The sequence below is a fragment of the Microbulbifer maximicatervae (SeqCode) genome (assembly GCF_052467325.1).
The window spans coordinates 3346932-3363356 of record NZ_CP174310.1 but is presented as its reverse complement, the minus strand read 5'-3'; the positions used below and the strand labels follow the sequence as shown (position 1 = coordinate 3363356).

Genomic DNA, 16425 nt, shown 5'->3' with positions numbered 1-16425 from the left:
GGGGCGAGTTTACTGGGGCTTTTTTAAATATGGTGCAGAGGCTTGCACAAAAAGTTATGCACAATTTGTCTGCCATCAGGATTAACCCCGCTTAATTGGGCGACTGGGTAGTGAGGTAGCGCAGGGGGCCACTTTGATTGCCGTTTATAAAAGTTTGCTCCCAAAGTTGGCCACACCCCCTCTGGTCGATGGTGATCACGGTACTCGCGCGGGTGCCGTAGCCTCCATTGCGAAGCATTGGTTCTGTCGCCGAGCTATCGGCATCAATTTGAATGAATATAGGAGAGAGTGCCCGTTCAATCTCCAGTGGTAGCCCGGTATGAGGGAGTTGTTGGTCCGGCGCGCGGGTACGATCTTTGAGCAGTGCCAGTGCTGGCTCCACAAAGCTCTCGATTGTTACCAGTTGGTCGGCCGCAGGTATTATTTCTGCCAGCCCCGCTTTGCCCCTTTCCACCTTTGGCCAGGGCTCGTCCGGCGCTCCGTTGGAGATACCGTGAATGCCCGGTTCAAAAGTAAATGGCTTGTGCCGGTTCCCGGTACAGAAGAGAGTGTTTTGATTCTGAATATCAAACAGCAGGGCGTTAAAGCCTCGATATTGCTGGGATTCCAGGTAGTGGATGAAATGTTCAGGGCTAATTTGTTGGCTGAGGAATTTCTGCGGTATTTCTCCGCGGGAAAGCGCTCCTACAGGTTCCGGTGTCCCAGGCTCCCGGATATTGGTTACAGCCGCGACCCGGCCGGGGGATACGCCGGCCCAGGTTCCCTGAGCTTCAAGGTCTCTACCCGCAATTAGCCCGGTCCCGGGCCAGTGCTCCGCTGCTGCGGTTGGCCTTTGATAGAACTCATCCCGATTGGCGATCAACAGCAGAGGGTATTTCGGGTGGCATTGATAGGCGAATAGCAGTAGACACATGGGGATCTTCCCTAGGGGCAAGCTGCCCTTCCACAGCGGGGGGCTTTACGACCATAATACGCCCTTTATTAGCAATCGCGATTCCCCCATGCTGACCTATCCCGAAATTGACCCGGTAGCCTTTGCAATAGGCCCCTTAAAAGTGCACTGGTATGGGCTGATGTACTTGGCTGGCTTTGTCGCGGCCTGGTGGTTGGCATTGCGCCGAAGTGCCAAACCCTGGTCACCGGTCATTAAATCCGAAGTTGAGGACTTGATTCTCTACTGTGCCATTGGTGTCGTTATCGGTGGCCGCTTGGGGTATATGTTCTTTTACAACTTCCCCCAGTTGCTCGAAGACCCAATATCACTGATCCGGCTGTGGGAAGGGGGAATGAGCTTCCACGGCGGGCTGATAGGGGTAATGTTGGCCACGGCACTCTACGCGCGCAAAATTGGTACAACCTTCCCTGCTCTAATTGATTTCGTCGCCCCCTTGGTGCCCATCGGTCTTGGGCTTGGGCGGATCGGTAATTTTATTGGCCAGGAGCTTTGGGGGCGTGAAACTGAAGGCCCTTGGGGCATGGTCTTTCCAAAGGACCCGGACCTTCTGATCCGGCACCCATCCCAGCTGTATCAAGCCTTCCTCGAGGGGTTGGTACTCTTTGCGCTGCTCTGGTGGTTCTCCAGTAAGCCGCGTCCTCGACTCGCGGTGGGTGGTATGTTCGTGATGCTCTACGGTGTATTCCGCTTCCTGGTGGAATTTGTCCGGGAGCCCGATGGGCATATTGGTTTTGATTTATTTGGATGGATGACTCGTGGGCAGCTTTTGAGCCTGCCGATGATTATTGCCGGCATGGCATTGCTGGTGTGGAGTTATAAGACTCAGCCGCTTCCCGAGGGAAGAACTGAGAAGAAAGGTAAGAAAGCAGGGTCTTCCCGAGTTAAAGGCGGAGCATAGCAGTAGATGAAGCAGTATCTCGATCTAATGCGCCATGTGCGCGATAACGGCACCGTTAAAGGTGACCGCACCGGCACTGGTACTCTCAGTGTATTTGGCTATCAAATGCGCTTTAATTTGGCGGAGGGTTTTCCGCTGATCACCACTAAAAAGTGCCATTTGCGCTCGATTATTCACGAACTTCTGTGGTTTTTGCAGGGGGATACCAATATCCGCTATCTCCAGGACAATAAGGTGCGGATTTGGGATGAGTGGGCGACAGAGGACGGAGATCTGGGCCCTGTATATGGCCATCAGTGGCGCTCCTGGCCCACTTCGGATGGTCGCCAGATCGACCAGATTGAGCAGTTGGTACACCAGTTGAAAACCCGCCCGGACTCCCGGCGATTGATGGTTAGCGCCTGGAACCCCGCTGACTTGCCAGATGAAGGTGTTTCACCTGCTGATAATGCCCGTGAAGGACGCATGGCCCTGGCTCCCTGTCACGCCCTGTTCCAGTTCTATGTCGCTGACGGCAAGTTGTCCTGCCAGCTGTACCAGCGAAGCGCAGATATTTTCCTGGGGGTGCCTTTCAATATCGCCTCTTATAGCTTGCTGACCCTTATGCTGGCACAGGTATGTGGTTTGCAGCCCGGCGACTTTATTCATACCTTTGGCGATGCTCACCTCTACTCGAACCATGTGGAGCAGGTCGAGCTGCAATTGCAGCGCGATCCACTGCCTCTGCCGCAAATGCACCTGAACCCAGAAGTCAAAGACCTGTTTTCTTTCCGTTTCGAGGACTTTGAGCTCAAGGGTTACGAAGCCTATCCACATATTCCGGCACCTGTAGCGGTTTAAGGAGCGGTAATGACGGTTTCAATTGCTTTGATTGCGGCGGTTGCCCGCAATGGTGCTATCGGCAAGGACAATGAACTCCCCTGGCGCATCTCCGGCGATCTGCAGTTTTTTAAGCGGACCACTATGGGAAAGCCAGTAGTAATGGGACGAAAGACCTTTGAGTCTATTGGTCGACCACTGCCGGGGCGCGTAAATATTGTCATTACGCGTAATACCGATTGGGTTGCGGATGGCGTTGAGGTGGTCCAGTCTCTGGACAAAGCCCTGAGTCTGGCTCAAGACAGTGCCAAAGATAGCGGGGCAAGCGAAGTGATGGTCATTGGTGGAGCACAAATTTACCGCCAGGCACTGCCGCTTGCTACCCGTTTGTATATCACTGAAGTAGACGCAAAAATCGACGGGGATGCTTTCTTTCCCGATATTGATGACTCTTGGGTCGAGTCGGTACGCGAGTGTTACCCGGCCTCAGACAGGAATGAGTACAACTACTCATTAGTCCAATATGACAGATTTAAATAAAAACAATTTGATCAAAAGTTGATCGATCTGTTAAATTCTCCAACAGCTTACACAAGGAACGTCGCCGCGAATGTGTGCAAGTGACCCGGGGATGTTACCCAAGTGTTACCTTGCTACCCAAGCGGGCCGATGCTGGCAATCGGCATTTGAATAATCAAATCGGCTGTTTACAATGTGCGGCTCTTAGCTGTCTTCTAACCAATGTTTTTAAAACAAAAGGACACCGCGTTGTGGCAGCTAACTCATCGCGACCATGTTGTGAAATATTGAACCCACTGGGGGGTCTAATGAAAACCAAGCGATTCATGGCTGTGGCGCTGACCACTGCGCTGTCTGCCGGCGCGCTCTACGGCAGCGTAGCCACTGCGGATACTCTCGATAACGTACTCGCCGTCGGCCAGCAGAAAACCACTGCGGCCCAGGCATCGCAAAAGCGCATCGACAAGATCGCCGACGAAACCAGCAGCCTGCTGCAGGACTTCAAGGTGGTAAATAAAGAAATCGATGGTCTGCGCGTATACAACCGTCAGCTGGAAAAGCAGCTGGCTAACCAGCTCGAAGTAATTAACGATCTGGATGAGTCTATTGCCAACGTTACTGTCATTGAGCGTCAGATTCAGCCGCTGATCCTGCGTATGCTGGACGGCCTGGAGCAGTTCATTGAGCTGGACGCACCGTTCAAGCTTGAAGAGCGTATGGCTAACCTGAATGGTGTTAAGAGCACCATGGACCGTTCCGATGTCAGCGTTGCGGAGAAATTCCGCCAGGTATTGGAGCTGTATAACTTCGAAGCGGAATATGCCCGTAAGATCGACTCTTACCGCGATACTCTGACTGTTGCTGGTCAGGAGCGTGAGGTAAGCGTCCTGCAAATCGGCCGTATTGCCTTGTTGGCTCAGACTACTGATGCTGAAATTTCCCTCGCTTATGACAAAGGGCAAAAAGCGTGGGTTGAGATCGATGCTGGTGAATACCGCCGCGCTCTCATGAACGGTCTGAAAATTGCCAAGAAGCAGGCCACTATCGACATCATGACCATGCCGATCCCGGCTCCGGAGGCAGCGCAATGAAAACCTCTTTCGCCAAACGCGTTTTAGTAGCGGCAGCAGCTGGTCTGATCAGCTTCTCCGCAGTTGCTCAAGAGAAGGCTGCTTCCCTGGACGATTTGCTGAAAATGGTTCAGCAATCCAAAGTTGCCGAGTCCAAAGAACACAAGCAGCGCGAAGCTGAGTTCCGTCGTCAGAAAGCGAACCAAAACGCCCTGCTGAACCAAGCAAAAAACACCCGTACCGCTGAAGAAAAGCGTTCTGCTGAACTGGAGAAGAAGTACCAGGAGCAGGAAGTTGCTGTAGACCAGAAGCGTCAACAGTTGGATGAGCGTATGGGCTCTCTGAAAGAGCTGTTCGGCCACATGTCTTCTACTGCAGCAGACTTGCGCGCGAATGTTGGTACCTCTCTGGTTTCTGCCCAGTATCCTGGTCGTACAGAGTTCATCGACGGTCTTCTGGCCAAGATGAATACTGCTACCAAACTGCCGACTATCGAGGAAATCGAGCGTCTGTGGTTTGAAATTCAGCGTGAAACCGTTGAATCCGGCAAAATCGTTAAGTTTAACGCGACCGTGATCAAGCCCAACGGTGAACAGGCTGATCAGGAAGTGGTTCGCGTAGGTAACTTCAATCTGGTTTCCAATGGTAAATACCTGGAAATGAACAATGCCTACAAAATGGCTGAACTGATCCGTCAGCCGGACGCCAAGTTCCAAGGCATGGCTGAAGCTTTGCAATCTTCTACCAGTGGTTTCAGTGCCTTCGGTGTAGACCCGACTGGTCCTACCGGTGGTTCCTACCTGAAAGCCATGATCAACAGCCCTGATATCATAGAGCGTTGGCACCAGGGCGGTATCGTGGGATACATCATCTCTGCTGTTGGTGCTTTCGCGATGCTGTTGGCTATCTTCCGCCTGATCGTCCTGACTGGCGTTGGTGCCAAGGTGAATGCTCAGCTGCGTTCCTCTACTCCGAACACCAATAACCCGCTGGGCCGTGTACTGGCTGTTGCGGAAGAGAACAAAGGTGTAGACGGCGAAACTCTCGAATTGAAGATGGAAGAAGCGGTACTGAAAGAGCGTCCGGCAATCGAATCCGGCCTCAACCTGCTGAAAATCATCGCGATGGTGGCTCCGCTGCTGGGTCTGCTGGGTACCGTTACCGGTATGATTATCACCTTCCAGGCGATCACTATCTTTGGTGCAGGTGATCCTAAGGCCATGGCAGGTGGTATCTCCTCAGCCCTTATCACTACCGTTCTCGGTCTGGTTGTGGCTATCCCAACCGTTCTGATGCACACCGTAGTAAATGGTCGTGCCAAGCGTGTCCTGCACATTCTGGAAGAACAGAGTGCCGGTATCGTGGCAGAAAACGCCGAGCGTAAATAAGAGGAGGCGGCAACATGCACGCATTAAATGACGCATGGGCCGCCGTCAACGCCTTTATGGCGTCGGGCGGGCCAGTACTGTTCCTGATCGCCGGCCTGACCTTCTTTATGTGGACGCTGATTTTTGAACGTGTTTTCTACTTTAACAAAGGTTTGAAAAGTGACGTTCAGGGTGCGGTAGACCAATGGGAGGGGCGCGGTGAGCGCAAATCCTGGGCTTCGCACCAGATCCGTTATGCAATGATTTCCCGGGTATCCGAGAAAATTCAGGACAATATGGACATGATCCAAGCTTGTGTCGCCCTGGCCCCTCTGTTTGGGCTGTTGGGTACGGTTTGGGGCATGATCAACGTGTTCGATGTTCTCGCGATTACAGGTGGTGGTGACGCCAAGCAGATGGCCAGTGGTGTATCCATGGCAACTATCCCGACAATGGCGGGTATGGTTGCAGCGCTGTCAGGCGTATTTGCCAACACTTACCTTGCCCGTAAAGCTGAGCGTGAAACCCAGCTGCTGGAAGATCATCTGACGATGGATCACTAAGCATACACCAGCGAATAAGCCTGCTTATTTACTGTGAAGGTTTAGCCAAGCCAGATACTTTCGCCGGGGGCTCCCTGAGCCCCCGCTGGAAAAGTTCGCTAAGAGAGTTGCTATGAGCAAAAGACAAAATACGGCAGAAGAAGAAGCCGGCGCAATTGACCTCACGCCCATGCTGGACGTGGTGTTTATCATGCTGATCTTCTTTATCGTCACTGCGACCTTTATCAAGGAGCCGGGTGCTGATGTTGAGAAGCCGGAAGCGACGACCGCTGAACTCAAGGCCGCCTCTATCCTGGTAGCGATCAACGACAGTGACGAGGTTTGGATTGCCAAAGAGAAGGTTGATGAGCGTCAGGTACGAATTGTCCTGGAGCGTCTCTACTCGGAAAACCCGAAAGGGTGGTTGGTAATTCAGCCCGATAAGGGAGCAAGCATTGAGAAGATTGCCCTGATTGCAGAAGCAGCCAGGAAGATTGGTATCAAGAAAGTTTCCGTCGCTACAGAGAAGAGTTAACAGCTATGAATCCGGTAAGACTTCTTGGGGCAGGTACATTGGCGGTAGCCACGACCTTTGGCCTCATCTTCACCATGCATCAGCTGATTGCGGCAAATATGAAAGCTCCTGAGGAGAAGGAGCAGTTCAAAGTTGCCGATGTGGTGATGCCTGATACGAAGATTGAAACACAGTACGACACCGCTAAGCCGGTAAAACCAGATGAGCCCGAAACTCCGCCACCGGAGATGCCGGAGCCCGATTTTGAGGAGCCGGATCTTGATGGCAGCATCAATATCGCTGCCCCCTCTGCGGGAGGCAACGTTAAGCTGTCTGGTTTCAGCTTTGGTGAAGGTGACTATCTACCGATCGTAAAAGTACAGCCGCAGTATCCTCGTCGCGCTCTACAGCGTGGTATGGAAGGTTATGTAATCGTTGAGTACACCGTAACGACAAACGGTTCAGTACGTGATCCGATTGTAATTGAAGCCTTCACTCTGCAAGGTAAGCCCACAACGGTTTTCAATCGGTCTGCCCTGAAGTCCGCATTGAAGTACAAGTACAAGCCGCGGGTAGTCGATGGCAAGCCGACCGAAGTTCCTAATGTTAGGACCAAGATCAGCTTTAACATGGCTAAGGACTAAAGGGGAAGCACTATGAAGTTGACGACCATCACTAAAGGTTTGTCCAAGTTCGCTCTGCGCACGTCCGTAGCGCTACCCTTGGTTCTTGCGCCGACGGTCAGCGTCACAGTGTTAGAAGCTGTCGGTGTGTCAGCGCCATTCGCTTCAGCACAAGCGCAGGAAGAAAAAAAGCCGAGCAAGCAAAAGACCCGTAAAGTTCCGGCTATGCGTGAAGCTGCGTACAAGAAGCTGGAAAAAGCTCAAGAGGCTGCTGATGCAGAGGATTGGGCGGGTGCTCTTGCAGCGCTGAAAGAGATGGACGCAAGCAAGAAGCGGTACAACGGCTACGAAGTTGCACAAATGTACAACTTCTTCGGTGTTGTTTATTACAGCACTGAAAACTATAAAGAGGCGATCCCTTACTTTAAAAAGGTACTGGCCCAGGGTGAGAAAAACCTGCCGGTAGCTTTGGAAGTGGGCACCCTGTTTACTCTTGCCCAGCTGTACTTCGTAACTGAGGATTACAAGCAGGCGATCAACTACTTGAATCAGTGGTTTAAAGTTTCTGATCGTATCACTGCTGACTCCTACGCACTACGTGCTCAGGCTTACAACCAGATTGGCAATCAGGATAAGGCTCTCTCGGATATCAATATAGCGGTATCCATGTTTGAAAAAGAGGGCAAGATACCGAAGGAAGGTTGGTTCGGCTTACAGCAATATGTTTACTTCGAGCGCGGAGACTACCCGAAAGTAGCTGCCGTTCTAGAAAAACTGGTGCAGTACTATCCGAAGCCAGCGTATTACAAAACCCTTGGAGCGGTATACGGTGAACTGAAGCGCGATAAGGATCAGCTGCACATGATGGAAGCAGCTTACCTTGCCGGCGCTTTGGAGAAGGATAAAGACCTGCTAAATATGGGGTATCTCTTTATGGGGCATGAAATGCCTTATAAAGGAGCTAAGGTGATTGCCAAGGGTATCGAAGATAAGAAGATCCCACGCACATCTAAAAACCTGGAAACCCTAGCTCAGGCTTACCAGATGTCTCAAGAGCTGCAGAAAGCTATTCCCCAGTTGGAAGCGGCAGCACAGCTTTCTGATAAAGGTGAGATCTATTCACGCCTGGCCGGTATTTACCTGGACCTGGATCAGAACGAGAAAGCCCTTTCTATGGGTAAAAAAGCTCTGGCCAAAGGTGGTATCAAGCGTGTCGATCAGCTGCATATCGTAATGGGTATGGCGAATGCCAACCTTAAGCGTTATGACGCAGCTTTAAAGAGCCTCAAACTTGCACGTAAAGATGAGCGCTCAGAGAAGTTCGCTGAACAGTGGATATCCTTTGTCGAAGGTGAAAAGGAGCGTGAAGAGCAACTGGCAATTTAATTCCGGTTAACTTCTTAGGCCCCTTAAAAGCCACGCAGAAATGCGTGGCTTTTTTTATACCTGTTTGTTTATTAGTGCCGATACAAAATTTTGAGATAACCTGTATTAACAGACTATTTGCATTTTTTTGTAAATTGACTAATGATTAAGTCAGCTGATCAGCTTTTCCATTTTCGGCACAAGAATGCCGCTTATTGCACCCTAAAAATAATAGGAGAGGTGTTATGGATAGAGCTTGTCAGTCAATTCCCAACCCCGTGTTTTTCCCCCAGCATTTACTTGCAGGCTACGTGAAGGGCCTGGGATATGCTGCCGTGACAACAGTGGGGCTGCTCTTTTTAATGAGTCAGCTAGTGGCAACTGATATTGAAGAGCCAACAGTTGAGTTGTTGCCACAAATTAAATCGGTACATATGCCGAAAAAGGTGATTGTTACCGAAAATTATGAGGCACCTGCACCACCACAAACAGTCATTGAACAGCCGAATATGCGAATGGAGCAGGCTGAAGTTTTGCCGGTTAAGCTGAATATTCAAATAGGCTCTCCAACACCAGTTTCTGAGACTGGGATGAAGGTATCGCAAGATCCTTTGCCTGTGTACAAAGCTGCACCGCGATATCCTAGTGCCGCCTTGCGCAGGGGAATAGAAGGATATGTTGTTGTAGAGTTTACAGTGACAAAAACAGGGGCTGTACGAGATGCTCGTGTTGTTGGTGGTTATGACTCTAATGGTAACCCAACCCGTGTGTTCGATCGTTCTGCGATAGCTGCGGCAGAACGATTTAAGTATCGGCCTCAAATGGAAGCTGGCCAACCAGTGGAGCGCTACGGGGTACGCAATCGAATCAGTTACAAAATAGCGGAATAAAAAAACGGCCCTTAGGGGCCGCTTTTTTCGAGCAGTTTTAATCAGTCAATTTCTCTCACGGCACCTCGGTCTGCGCTGGTGGCGAGCATGGCATAGGCTTTCAGTGCTTTGCTGACCTTGCGGGGGCGCTCCTCAACAGGTTTCCAGCCGTTGGGACTTTCTTCCATTTCCCGGCGTCGCTTGTCGAGCTGACTTTCCTCAATAACGATTTCAATTTTCCTCGCTGGAATATCAATACGTATCAGGTCTCCATTGCGAACCAGAGCGATATTACCTCCGGATGCTGCTTCCGGTGATACATGTCCAATAGAGAGGCCCGAAGTACCGCCTGAGAAGCGGCCATCGGTAATTAATGCGCAGTGCTCCCCAAGCCCCTTGGACTTTAGGTAGCTGGTGGGGTAGAGCATCTCCTGCATACCAGGTCCACCTTTAGGACCTTCGTAGCGGACGATAACAGCCTCACCTTTACTGACCTTCCCTTCGAGGATATTGGAAACCGCCTCTTCCTGGCTTTCTACTACGTGGGCGGGGCCTTCGAATTTCCACAGCGACTCATCGACGCCGGAAGTCTTCACTACACAGCCATTGGGGGCCAGGTTACCAAAGAGAACGGCGAGCCCTCCCTCAGAGGAGTAGGCGTGCTCAGCAGAACGGATACAGCCACGCTGGCGGTCTGCATCTAAAGTGGACCAGCGGCATTCCTGGCTGAAAGCTGTTTGGGTGGGAATGCCTGCGGGGCCCGCGCGATAGAATTCCAGTACAGATTGGTCGTCCGTGCGGCAAATATCCCAGCGCGCCAGGGCATCGGCGAGCGAACCACCGTAGGCGGTTGGTAGTGAAGAGTCGATAAGACCTGCGGCCTCCAACTCCCCGAGGATGGCCATTACACCACCGGCGCGGTGTACATCTTCTATATGGTATTTCTCGGTATTGGGGGCAACCTTGCACAGCTGTGGAACCTCACGGGAGAGGCTGTCGATATCTTCCAGGGTGAAGTCAATCTCACCTTCCTGAGCGGTTGCCAGCAGGTGCAGGATGGTATTTGTGGAGCCTCCCATGGCGATATCGAGAGCCATGGCATTGCGGAAGGCTGTGCGGTTGGCGATATTGCGCGGCAGGGCAGTTTCGTCATCCTGCTCATAATAGCGTTTGGTCAGGGTTACGATCTCGCGACCAGCGCGCAGGAATAGCTCCTTGCGGTCGGCGTGAGTCGCAAGCATGGTGCCGTTACCAGGGAGTGAAAGCCCCAGGGCCTCGGTCAGGCAGTTCATGGAGTTCGCTGTAAACATACCTGAGCAGGAGCCACAGGTCGGGCAGGCAGAGCGCTCATACTCAGCAACTTCCTCGTCGGAGGCCGTATCTGTAGCGGCGATCACCATAGCATCTACTAAGTCGAGCTTGTGGTCAGCCAGCTTGGTTTTGCCGGCCTCCATGGGGCCACCGGAGACAAAGATAACTGGAATGTTCAGGCGCATGGCTGCCATCATCATTCCCGGAGTGATCTTGTCGCAGTTGGAGATACAAACGAGGGCGTCGGCACAGTGGGCATTGACCATGTACTCCACTGAGTCAGCGATAATTTCGCGGCTGGGCAGGCTATAGAGCATGCCGTCGTGACCCATTGCGATACCGTCATCCACAGCGATCGTATTGAATTCCTTGGCCACGCCGCCGGCGCGTTCAATCTCCCGTGCGACAAGCTGTCCCATATCCTTCAGGTGCACATGCCCAGGGACAAATTGGGTAAAAGAATTGGCAATAGCAATGATCGGCTTGTGGAAATCCTCATCCGTCATACCGGTGGCACGCCACAAGGCGCGGGCTCCGGCCATATTGCGACCGGCGGTAGAGGTGCGGGAGCGGTATTGGGGCATAGTCACAGATTCCAGCTGGCAACAATGAATGCGCCAGCTTAACAAAAAACGGACTTTCCTGGGATATTTTTGCGTAAAAACTACCGATCAAAGGATTATTAAGGATGAGCATTTCAAATTTTTATGACTAAGTGGGCTTGCTTTTCCCCAGGCGTTTACGCAGGATTCTCGAATTGCGCTGAATGTTGTACAGGGACTTCCGCGCGGTAGGCAGCTCACTGATACCGACTTGCTCAAAGCCCTGTTCGATAAACCAGTGCTCAGTCTGGGTGGTAAGGACGTAGAGTTCATCGACCTGAACTGATTGTGCTTGTCGCTCAAGGTGGCGCATCAGCTTGGCACCACGCCCGCCACCGCGAAATTCCGGATGGCTGGCAAGGCAGGCGACTTCGGCTGCTGTGGTTGTTCCACTGGTATCTTTAATCGGATATAGGGCCGCACAGGCAACTGGAGTGCCGTCCACTTCTACCAGGGTGAAGTGTTCGATTTCTGCCTCGAGTTTCTCGCGGGAGCGCCGTACCAAAACGCCATCTTTCTCTAGCGGTCGGATTAGGCCGAGGATACCGCCTACATCGGTAATTCGCGCCCTGCGTACCACTTCATAGCTGTCTCGGTAAATCATGGTGCCGGCCCCTTCTCTGCGAAACAGCTCTTGAATTAAGGCTCCATTTTGGCAAAAACTGAGCAGGTGGGTGCGGGCAATTCCGGCGTTACAGGCTCGAATGGCGCAGCTTAGAGTTGTGCTTTGAACTTTGGGTGAGATCTGTTCCGCTTGCAGTATGCTCAGCTCATGTATCGTATTTCCGTCCACTTGGAGTTGCTCAGGTTCGCGGAATAGCACCAGTTTTTCGGCACGTAATACCCTGGAAGCTTCGGCGGCCAAGTCGAGGTAATTGATATTGAATAGCTCCCCAGTCAGGGATGTACCCAGGGGGGAAAGGAGTACTAGAGAGCCTTGGTCCAGAGTTTGCTCCAGGGTGCTCACGTCCATGCGCCTCACGGTGCCGGTCCAGCCCAGATCTACCCCGTCCAGTACGCCACAGGGGCGTGCTGTAACAAAATTGCCTGAGACTACTTTGAGGGCCGAACGCGCCATAGGCGAGTCTGGCAGCCCCTGGGAAAAAGCGGCTTCAATATCGAAGCGCAGTTTACCCACTACGGACTTAACAATCTCCAATGTCTCACGATTGGTAATACGCTGGTTCTCATGAAATCGGTTTTCAATGCCGCGATCATCCAGGGCTCGATTGATTTGCTCTCGCGCACCGTGCACAACAACCAATCTAACCCCAAGGCTGGCAAGCAGGGCCAAATCATGTACCAGATTGCGGAAGTTGGCATGCTCTAGAGCATTGCCGGGAATACCAACTACTAGAGTGCGACCGCGCAGGTCGTTGATGTAAGGTGCCGCGTGGCGAAACCAGTTCAGGGAAGCGTTATCGTCGCTCACTAATTCTTACCGTGTGCAAGTCTTGTGGTGTTAAAGCCCCGGAGGCTGTCGCAGGCAGATTAAAGGCAAAAGCGGCCAATCAAGTCGCGCAGAATGTTGACCATAGGGTTGATACGATCCAGGGCGAGAAATTCATCCGGCTGATGAGCTTGGTCGATATCGCCGGGGCCGAGCACGATAGTGTCAATATTCAAACTCTTCAAGTAGGGCGCTTCAGTACCAAAGGCAACACTTTCAGCGGGATGGCCACAAAGTTGTTCTGCAACTTTTACTAACTCTGAATGGGCGTCCTGTTCAAAGGGCGCAGTGCCGGGGAACAAAGAGGCCACTTCCACCTGAATTTTATTGTCTTGTGGAATGGTAAGGATACGTTTGTTTAGTTCTTCCCGTAGGTCCGTAAGTTGCATTCCTGGCAACGGGCGAATATCAAACTGGAGTTCTGTATGGCCGCAGATCCGATTGGGATTGTCACCCCCATGGATACAGCCTAAGTTCATCGTGGGTACTGGAACGGCGAATCCGGGGTTGTTGTATTTTTGCTGCCACTCTTTTCGCAGTGTTAATAGTTCACCGATAACTTTATGCATGGCCTCGAGAGCGTTAGCTCCTAAGCTTGGATCGGATGAGTGGCCGGATTGCCCGGTAATACGCACTGCTTCCATCATAACCCCTTTGTGCATACGTATCGGGCGAAGCCCGGTGGGCTCACCAATTACCGCATAGCGCGCTTGGGGTTTGCCAGCCTGCACCAGGGCGCGGGCACCACTCATACTTGTTTCTTCATCGGCTGTTGCCAAAACAATCAATGGTTTTTGTAACGGCTTGCCGAGAAAAGTCTGCACAGCCTCTATAACCAGAGGGAAAAAACCCTTCATATCACTGGTACCGAGACCGTATAAACGGTTGTCGCGCTCTAAAACCTTAAAGGGGTCCGAATGCCAGCGCCCCGCATCAAAGGGGACTGTATCAGTATGTCCGGATAGAACGAGCCCGCCTTTATCACCACTTTTACCGCCGAGAGTAGCAATCATATTGGCTTTGTTGGGAGATCCCTTTAAAGGCATTATCTCTACATTGAAACCAAGTCCTTCCAACCATCCACCCAGTAGCTCAACCACTGGGCGGTTACCCATATCCAGGGAAGGATCGGTTGCACTGACACTGGGGCAGGCAATCAGTTGATGTAATTGGGTCTTCAGGTCAGGTACTGCGATACGCGCCATGGTGACTTTCCCTACTCTTGTTGCGCCATTCATTCAAGATAACAGCGGCTCCGATCAGTCCTCCCCCGAGGGCGAGACGGGTTAGATCGGCATCCCGATTCCAGATTAACAGATTTACCAATAAGCCAGCGGGAATCAGTGCATTATTCATTGCGGCCAGGGTACCAGTAGAGACCTGCGTAGCACCTTTGTTCCACAAAAAGTATCCCAGACCTGATGCCACCAACCCCAACCAGAGTAGAACACCCCATTGCTGTGAGCCCTGTGGGTACTGCGGCTCTCCAAATAGGAGCCAGGCAATAACAGTGATCAAGCTGGCGCCGACAAAAAACCAAGCGAAGGTTTGTCTCGGGAGGAGGCCTTGCTCTCTGGACATCAGGCGCTTGTATGCCACCTGCCCCACGGCAAAACATAGGTTGGCACCCTGGACGACTGCAAACCCAATCCAAAAGTCGTTACTGGGAGAGCCCCAGCGAATAGTGGCTGCTCCCAATACGGCTACGGCTGCGATAGTGAGGTTCCAGGCAGAAAAGTGCCTGTTAAGGGAGTCCTCAAGGGCGGTGATATACAGGGGAGTGAAAATAGTAAATAGAAGTACTTCGGGGACACTGAGCAGTAAGAATGACTGATAGTAAAATAAGTACATCAGCCCCAGTTGTACAGCACCGATCACAATTAAACGTATCGCGGTACGGGGAGGGCAACCCTTCCATTTCAGCATGGGTATAAATACCGCTGTGGCAAGGAGCACCCGTGTCATTGCGGAAAAATAGCTATCCACCTGTCCGGCCAGGTAGGCGCCTATCAAACTGAAGGAAAAGGCCCACAGAAGAGTGACAAACAACAGTAATGGCATCAGGGTGAATTCGCAGGCATAGATTGGTCGGCGGGCTCGGCCCAGTTTATTTCCCTAAATATTAATGCCAGAGGACCGAAATAGATATCGACAGGAAGCCTTACTAAAGTGGTGGATATGAGAGGCATAAAAAAGGGGGCTTTAGCCCCCTTTGCTGATCTGTTCTGTGTGCTGCTTCAGTTTTAGCCGAACAAGCCTTTGAAGAAGTAGAAGAACAGGATCGCAATACCTGCACCCGCTGGCAGGGTGACTACCCAGGATGCGGCGATAGTGGTGATCATACGCAGGTTCAGGGCGCCAATACCCCGCGCCAGGCCAACACCCAATACCGCGCCCACCAGAGTGTGAGTCGTGGAGATTGGCAGGCCTGTACCAGAAGCCAGTACGACGGTGGAGGCCGCACCCAGCTCGGCAGCGAAGCCACGGCTCGGTGTCAGCTCGGTGATTTTCTTACCGATAGTGGCCATTACCTTAAAGCCGTATGTCGCCAGGCCCACCACGATACCGATACCGCCGAGCAGCAATATCCAGGAAGGCATAGTGGATTTAACGGTGATAGCGCCGCTCTGGATGGTGTTAACTACGGCAGCCAGAGGACCAACGGCGTTGGCGACATCGTTGGAGCCGTGAGCGAAGGCCATGGCACAGGCGGTGAAGACCATCAGGATCGCAAATACGCGCTCGACGTTGGCGAAACGGTTTTCAGCTTCAGCTGCCGGGTCGCGCTGGACGCGCTTGAGCATTGTGACCCCGATACCGGCGACAGCAAGGCCCACCAGGGCGGCGATACCGGCATCCTGGATGAAGCTGAGCTGGATATTGGCATCTTTAAGAACGTGTTTGAGGCCCTTGGTAAGGGTCACCATGGCAATCATCCAGCCCACTGCAAACATGTAGAAGGGGATGTAGCGCTTGGCATTGTTGAAGGGGTCTTCCGTGTCTAGGATCAGACGCTGGACACTACGGAATAATAGGAAAGACAGGGTGCCCGCGAGAACCGGGGAGACCACCCAGCTAGCCACGATACTGCCCACTTTACCCCAGGCCACTGCATCTGGGGATATACCTACCGCAGAGAAGCCGACAATTGCGCCGACAATAGAGTGGGTGGTGGATACCGGCCAGCCGAGAATACTGGCTACCAGCAGCCAGGTGCCCGCCGCCAGCAGTGCCGAAAGCATACCGTATACCAACAGCTGCGGTTGGGCGGCGAAGACTTCAGAATCGATAATGCCTTTGCGGATGGTTGCGGTAACCTCTCCGCCTGCCAAATAAGCGCCGGCAAATTCAAAGATCATGGCGATAACAATCGCCTGCTTGATAGTCAGTGCACGGGAACCTACGGAGGTACCCATGGCGTTGGCTACGTCGTTGGCACCGACGCCCCAGGCCATAAAGAAGCCTGCCACACAGGCCAAAATCAATAATATATGGCCGTATTGACTAATAATTTCCACGCT

Annotated in this window: 16 protein-coding genes; 10 read left to right on the top strand and 6 right to left on the bottom strand. The window is 52.3% G+C overall.

What is annotated here, in order from left to right:
• Positions 1–91 precede the first annotated feature (91 nt).
• Complete coding sequence (locus ACJJIE_RS14945) at positions 92–913, bottom strand: NRDE family protein (protein WP_282930979.1); 822 nt, start codon at positions 911–913, stop codon at positions 92–94.
• Between the two features lie 88 nt (positions 914–1001).
• On the opposite strand from ACJJIE_RS14945, the gene lgt reads away from it, so the two are divergent.
• From lgt to ACJJIE_RS14895, 10 genes are all read left to right on the top strand, one after another.
• On the top strand, positions 1002–1853 hold the full coding sequence (gene lgt / locus ACJJIE_RS14940) for a prolipoprotein diacylglyceryl transferase (RefSeq protein WP_282934629.1): 852 nt from the start codon (positions 1002–1004) through the stop codon (positions 1851–1853).
• Between the two features lie 6 nt (positions 1854–1859).
• Positions 1860–2693: a thymidylate synthase gene (locus ACJJIE_RS14935; RefSeq protein ID WP_444892207.1), complete on the top strand. Its 834-nt coding sequence runs from the start codon at positions 1860–1862 to the stop codon at positions 2691–2693.
• A 9-nt stretch (positions 2694–2702) separates the two neighbouring features.
• A complete protein-coding gene (locus ACJJIE_RS14930; RefSeq protein WP_444892206.1) occupies positions 2703–3212 on the top strand; it encodes a dihydrofolate reductase in 510 nt (169 codons plus the stop codon).
• A 287-nt stretch (positions 3213–3499) separates the two neighbouring features.
• Positions 3500–4282 (top strand): DUF3450 domain-containing protein, encoded by a 783-nt coding sequence (locus ACJJIE_RS14925; RefSeq protein WP_282930982.1) that lies wholly within the window; start codon positions 3500–3502, stop codon positions 4280–4282.
• The gene (locus tag ACJJIE_RS14920; RefSeq protein ID WP_282930983.1) at positions 4279–5649 is read left to right on the top strand and encodes a MotA/TolQ/ExbB proton channel family protein; all 1371 of its coding nucleotides are present in this window, start codon (positions 4279–4281) and stop codon (positions 5647–5649) included. The genes ACJJIE_RS14925 and ACJJIE_RS14920 overlap by 4 nt, the downstream gene beginning before the upstream one ends.
• 14 nt (positions 5650–5663) lie before the next feature.
• Positions 5664–6191, top strand: a complete 528-nt coding sequence (locus tag ACJJIE_RS14915) for a MotA/TolQ/ExbB proton channel family protein (protein ID WP_282930984.1) — start codon at positions 5664–5666, stop codon at positions 6189–6191.
• A 112-nt stretch (positions 6192–6303) separates the two neighbouring features.
• Positions 6304–6705 carry an ExbD/TolR family protein gene (locus ACJJIE_RS14910; protein WP_108734754.1) on the top strand — a complete coding sequence of 134 codons (402 nt, stop codon included), beginning with the start codon at positions 6304–6306 and terminating at the stop codon, positions 6703–6705.
• Between the two features lie 5 nt (positions 6706–6710).
• Positions 6711–7328: an energy transducer TonB gene (locus tag ACJJIE_RS14905; RefSeq protein WP_282930985.1), complete on the top strand. Its 618-nt coding sequence runs from the start codon at positions 6711–6713 to the stop codon at positions 7326–7328.
• Between the two features lie 12 nt (positions 7329–7340).
• On the top strand, positions 7341–8693 hold the full coding sequence (locus tag ACJJIE_RS14900; protein WP_444892205.1) for a tetratricopeptide repeat protein: 1353 nt from the start codon (positions 7341–7343) through the stop codon (positions 8691–8693).
• A gap of 224 nt (positions 8694–8917) precedes the next feature.
• Positions 8918–9562, top strand: coding sequence for an energy transducer TonB (locus ACJJIE_RS14895; RefSeq protein ID WP_282930987.1), 645 nt, complete (start codon positions 8918–8920; stop codon positions 9560–9562).
• Between the two features lie 41 nt (positions 9563–9603).
• On the opposite strand, the gene ilvD is transcribed toward ACJJIE_RS14895, so the two are convergent.
• The 5 genes from ilvD to ACJJIE_RS14870 all read right to left on the bottom strand — a co-directional run bounded on the left by ilvD (position 9604) and on the right by ACJJIE_RS14870 (position 16422).
• Positions 9604–11436, bottom strand: a complete 1833-nt coding sequence (gene ilvD, locus ACJJIE_RS14890) for a dihydroxy-acid dehydratase (RefSeq protein ID WP_444892204.1) — start codon at positions 11434–11436, stop codon at positions 9604–9606.
• A gap of 127 nt (positions 11437–11563) precedes the next feature.
• Positions 11564–12886, bottom strand: coding sequence for an amino-acid N-acetyltransferase (gene argA, locus ACJJIE_RS14885; protein WP_444892203.1), 1323 nt, complete (start codon positions 12884–12886; stop codon positions 11564–11566).
• A 59-nt stretch (positions 12887–12945) separates the two neighbouring features.
• On the bottom strand, positions 12946–14109 hold the full coding sequence (gene argE, locus ACJJIE_RS14880; protein WP_444892202.1) for an acetylornithine deacetylase: 1164 nt from the start codon (positions 14107–14109) through the stop codon (positions 12946–12948).
• Positions 14087–14965, bottom strand: a complete 879-nt coding sequence (locus ACJJIE_RS14875) for a carboxylate/amino acid/amine transporter (protein ID WP_444892201.1) — start codon at positions 14963–14965, stop codon at positions 14087–14089. The genes argE and ACJJIE_RS14875 overlap by 23 nt, the downstream gene beginning before the upstream one ends.
• A 182-nt stretch (positions 14966–15147) precedes the next feature.
• The gene (locus ACJJIE_RS14870; protein WP_282930993.1) at positions 15148–16422 is read right to left on the bottom strand and encodes an inorganic phosphate transporter; all 1275 of its coding nucleotides are present in this window, start codon (positions 16420–16422) and stop codon (positions 15148–15150) included.
• Between the last annotated feature and the right edge of the window lie 3 nt (positions 16423–16425).

What these genes read in the sequence shown, in the direction of transcription:
- ilvD (WP_444892204.1), bottom strand. Translation starts at nt 11,436, where the DNA reads ATGCCCCAATACCGCTCCCGCACCTCTACCGCCGGTCGCAATATGGCC.
- ACJJIE_RS14915 (WP_282930984.1), top strand. Translation starts at nt 5,664, where the DNA reads ATGCACGCATTAAATGACGCATGGGCCGCCGTCAACGCCTTTATGGCG.
- ACJJIE_RS14920 (WP_282930983.1), top strand. Translation starts at nt 4,279, where the DNA reads ATGAAAACCTCTTTCGCCAAACGCGTTTTAGTAGCGGCAGCAGCTGGT.
- ACJJIE_RS14895 (WP_282930987.1), top strand. Translation starts at nt 8,918, where the DNA reads ATGGATAGAGCTTGTCAGTCAATTCCCAACCCCGTGTTTTTCCCCCAG.
- argE (WP_444892202.1), bottom strand. Translation starts at nt 14,109, where the DNA reads ATGGCGCGTATCGCAGTACCTGACCTGAAGACCCAATTACATCAACTG.
- ACJJIE_RS14945 (WP_282930979.1), bottom strand. Translation starts at nt 913, where the DNA reads ATGTGTCTACTGCTATTCGCCTATCAATGCCACCCGAAATACCCTCTG.
- ACJJIE_RS14875 (WP_444892201.1), bottom strand. Translation starts at nt 14,965, where the DNA reads ATGCCATTACTGTTGTTTGTCACTCTTCTGTGGGCCTTTTCCTTCAGT.
- lgt (WP_282934629.1), top strand. Translation starts at nt 1,002, where the DNA reads ATGCTGACCTATCCCGAAATTGACCCGGTAGCCTTTGCAATAGGCCCC.
- ACJJIE_RS14905 (WP_282930985.1), top strand. Translation starts at nt 6,711, where the DNA reads ATGAATCCGGTAAGACTTCTTGGGGCAGGTACATTGGCGGTAGCCACG.
- ACJJIE_RS14930 (WP_444892206.1), top strand. Translation starts at nt 2,703, where the DNA reads ATGACGGTTTCAATTGCTTTGATTGCGGCGGTTGCCCGCAATGGTGCT.
- ACJJIE_RS14910 (WP_108734754.1), top strand. Translation starts at nt 6,304, where the DNA reads ATGAGCAAAAGACAAAATACGGCAGAAGAAGAAGCCGGCGCAATTGAC.
- ACJJIE_RS14900 (WP_444892205.1), top strand. Translation starts at nt 7,341, where the DNA reads ATGAAGTTGACGACCATCACTAAAGGTTTGTCCAAGTTCGCTCTGCGC.
- ACJJIE_RS14935 (WP_444892207.1), top strand. Translation starts at nt 1,860, where the DNA reads ATGAAGCAGTATCTCGATCTAATGCGCCATGTGCGCGATAACGGCACC.
- ACJJIE_RS14925 (WP_282930982.1), top strand. Translation starts at nt 3,500, where the DNA reads ATGAAAACCAAGCGATTCATGGCTGTGGCGCTGACCACTGCGCTGTCT.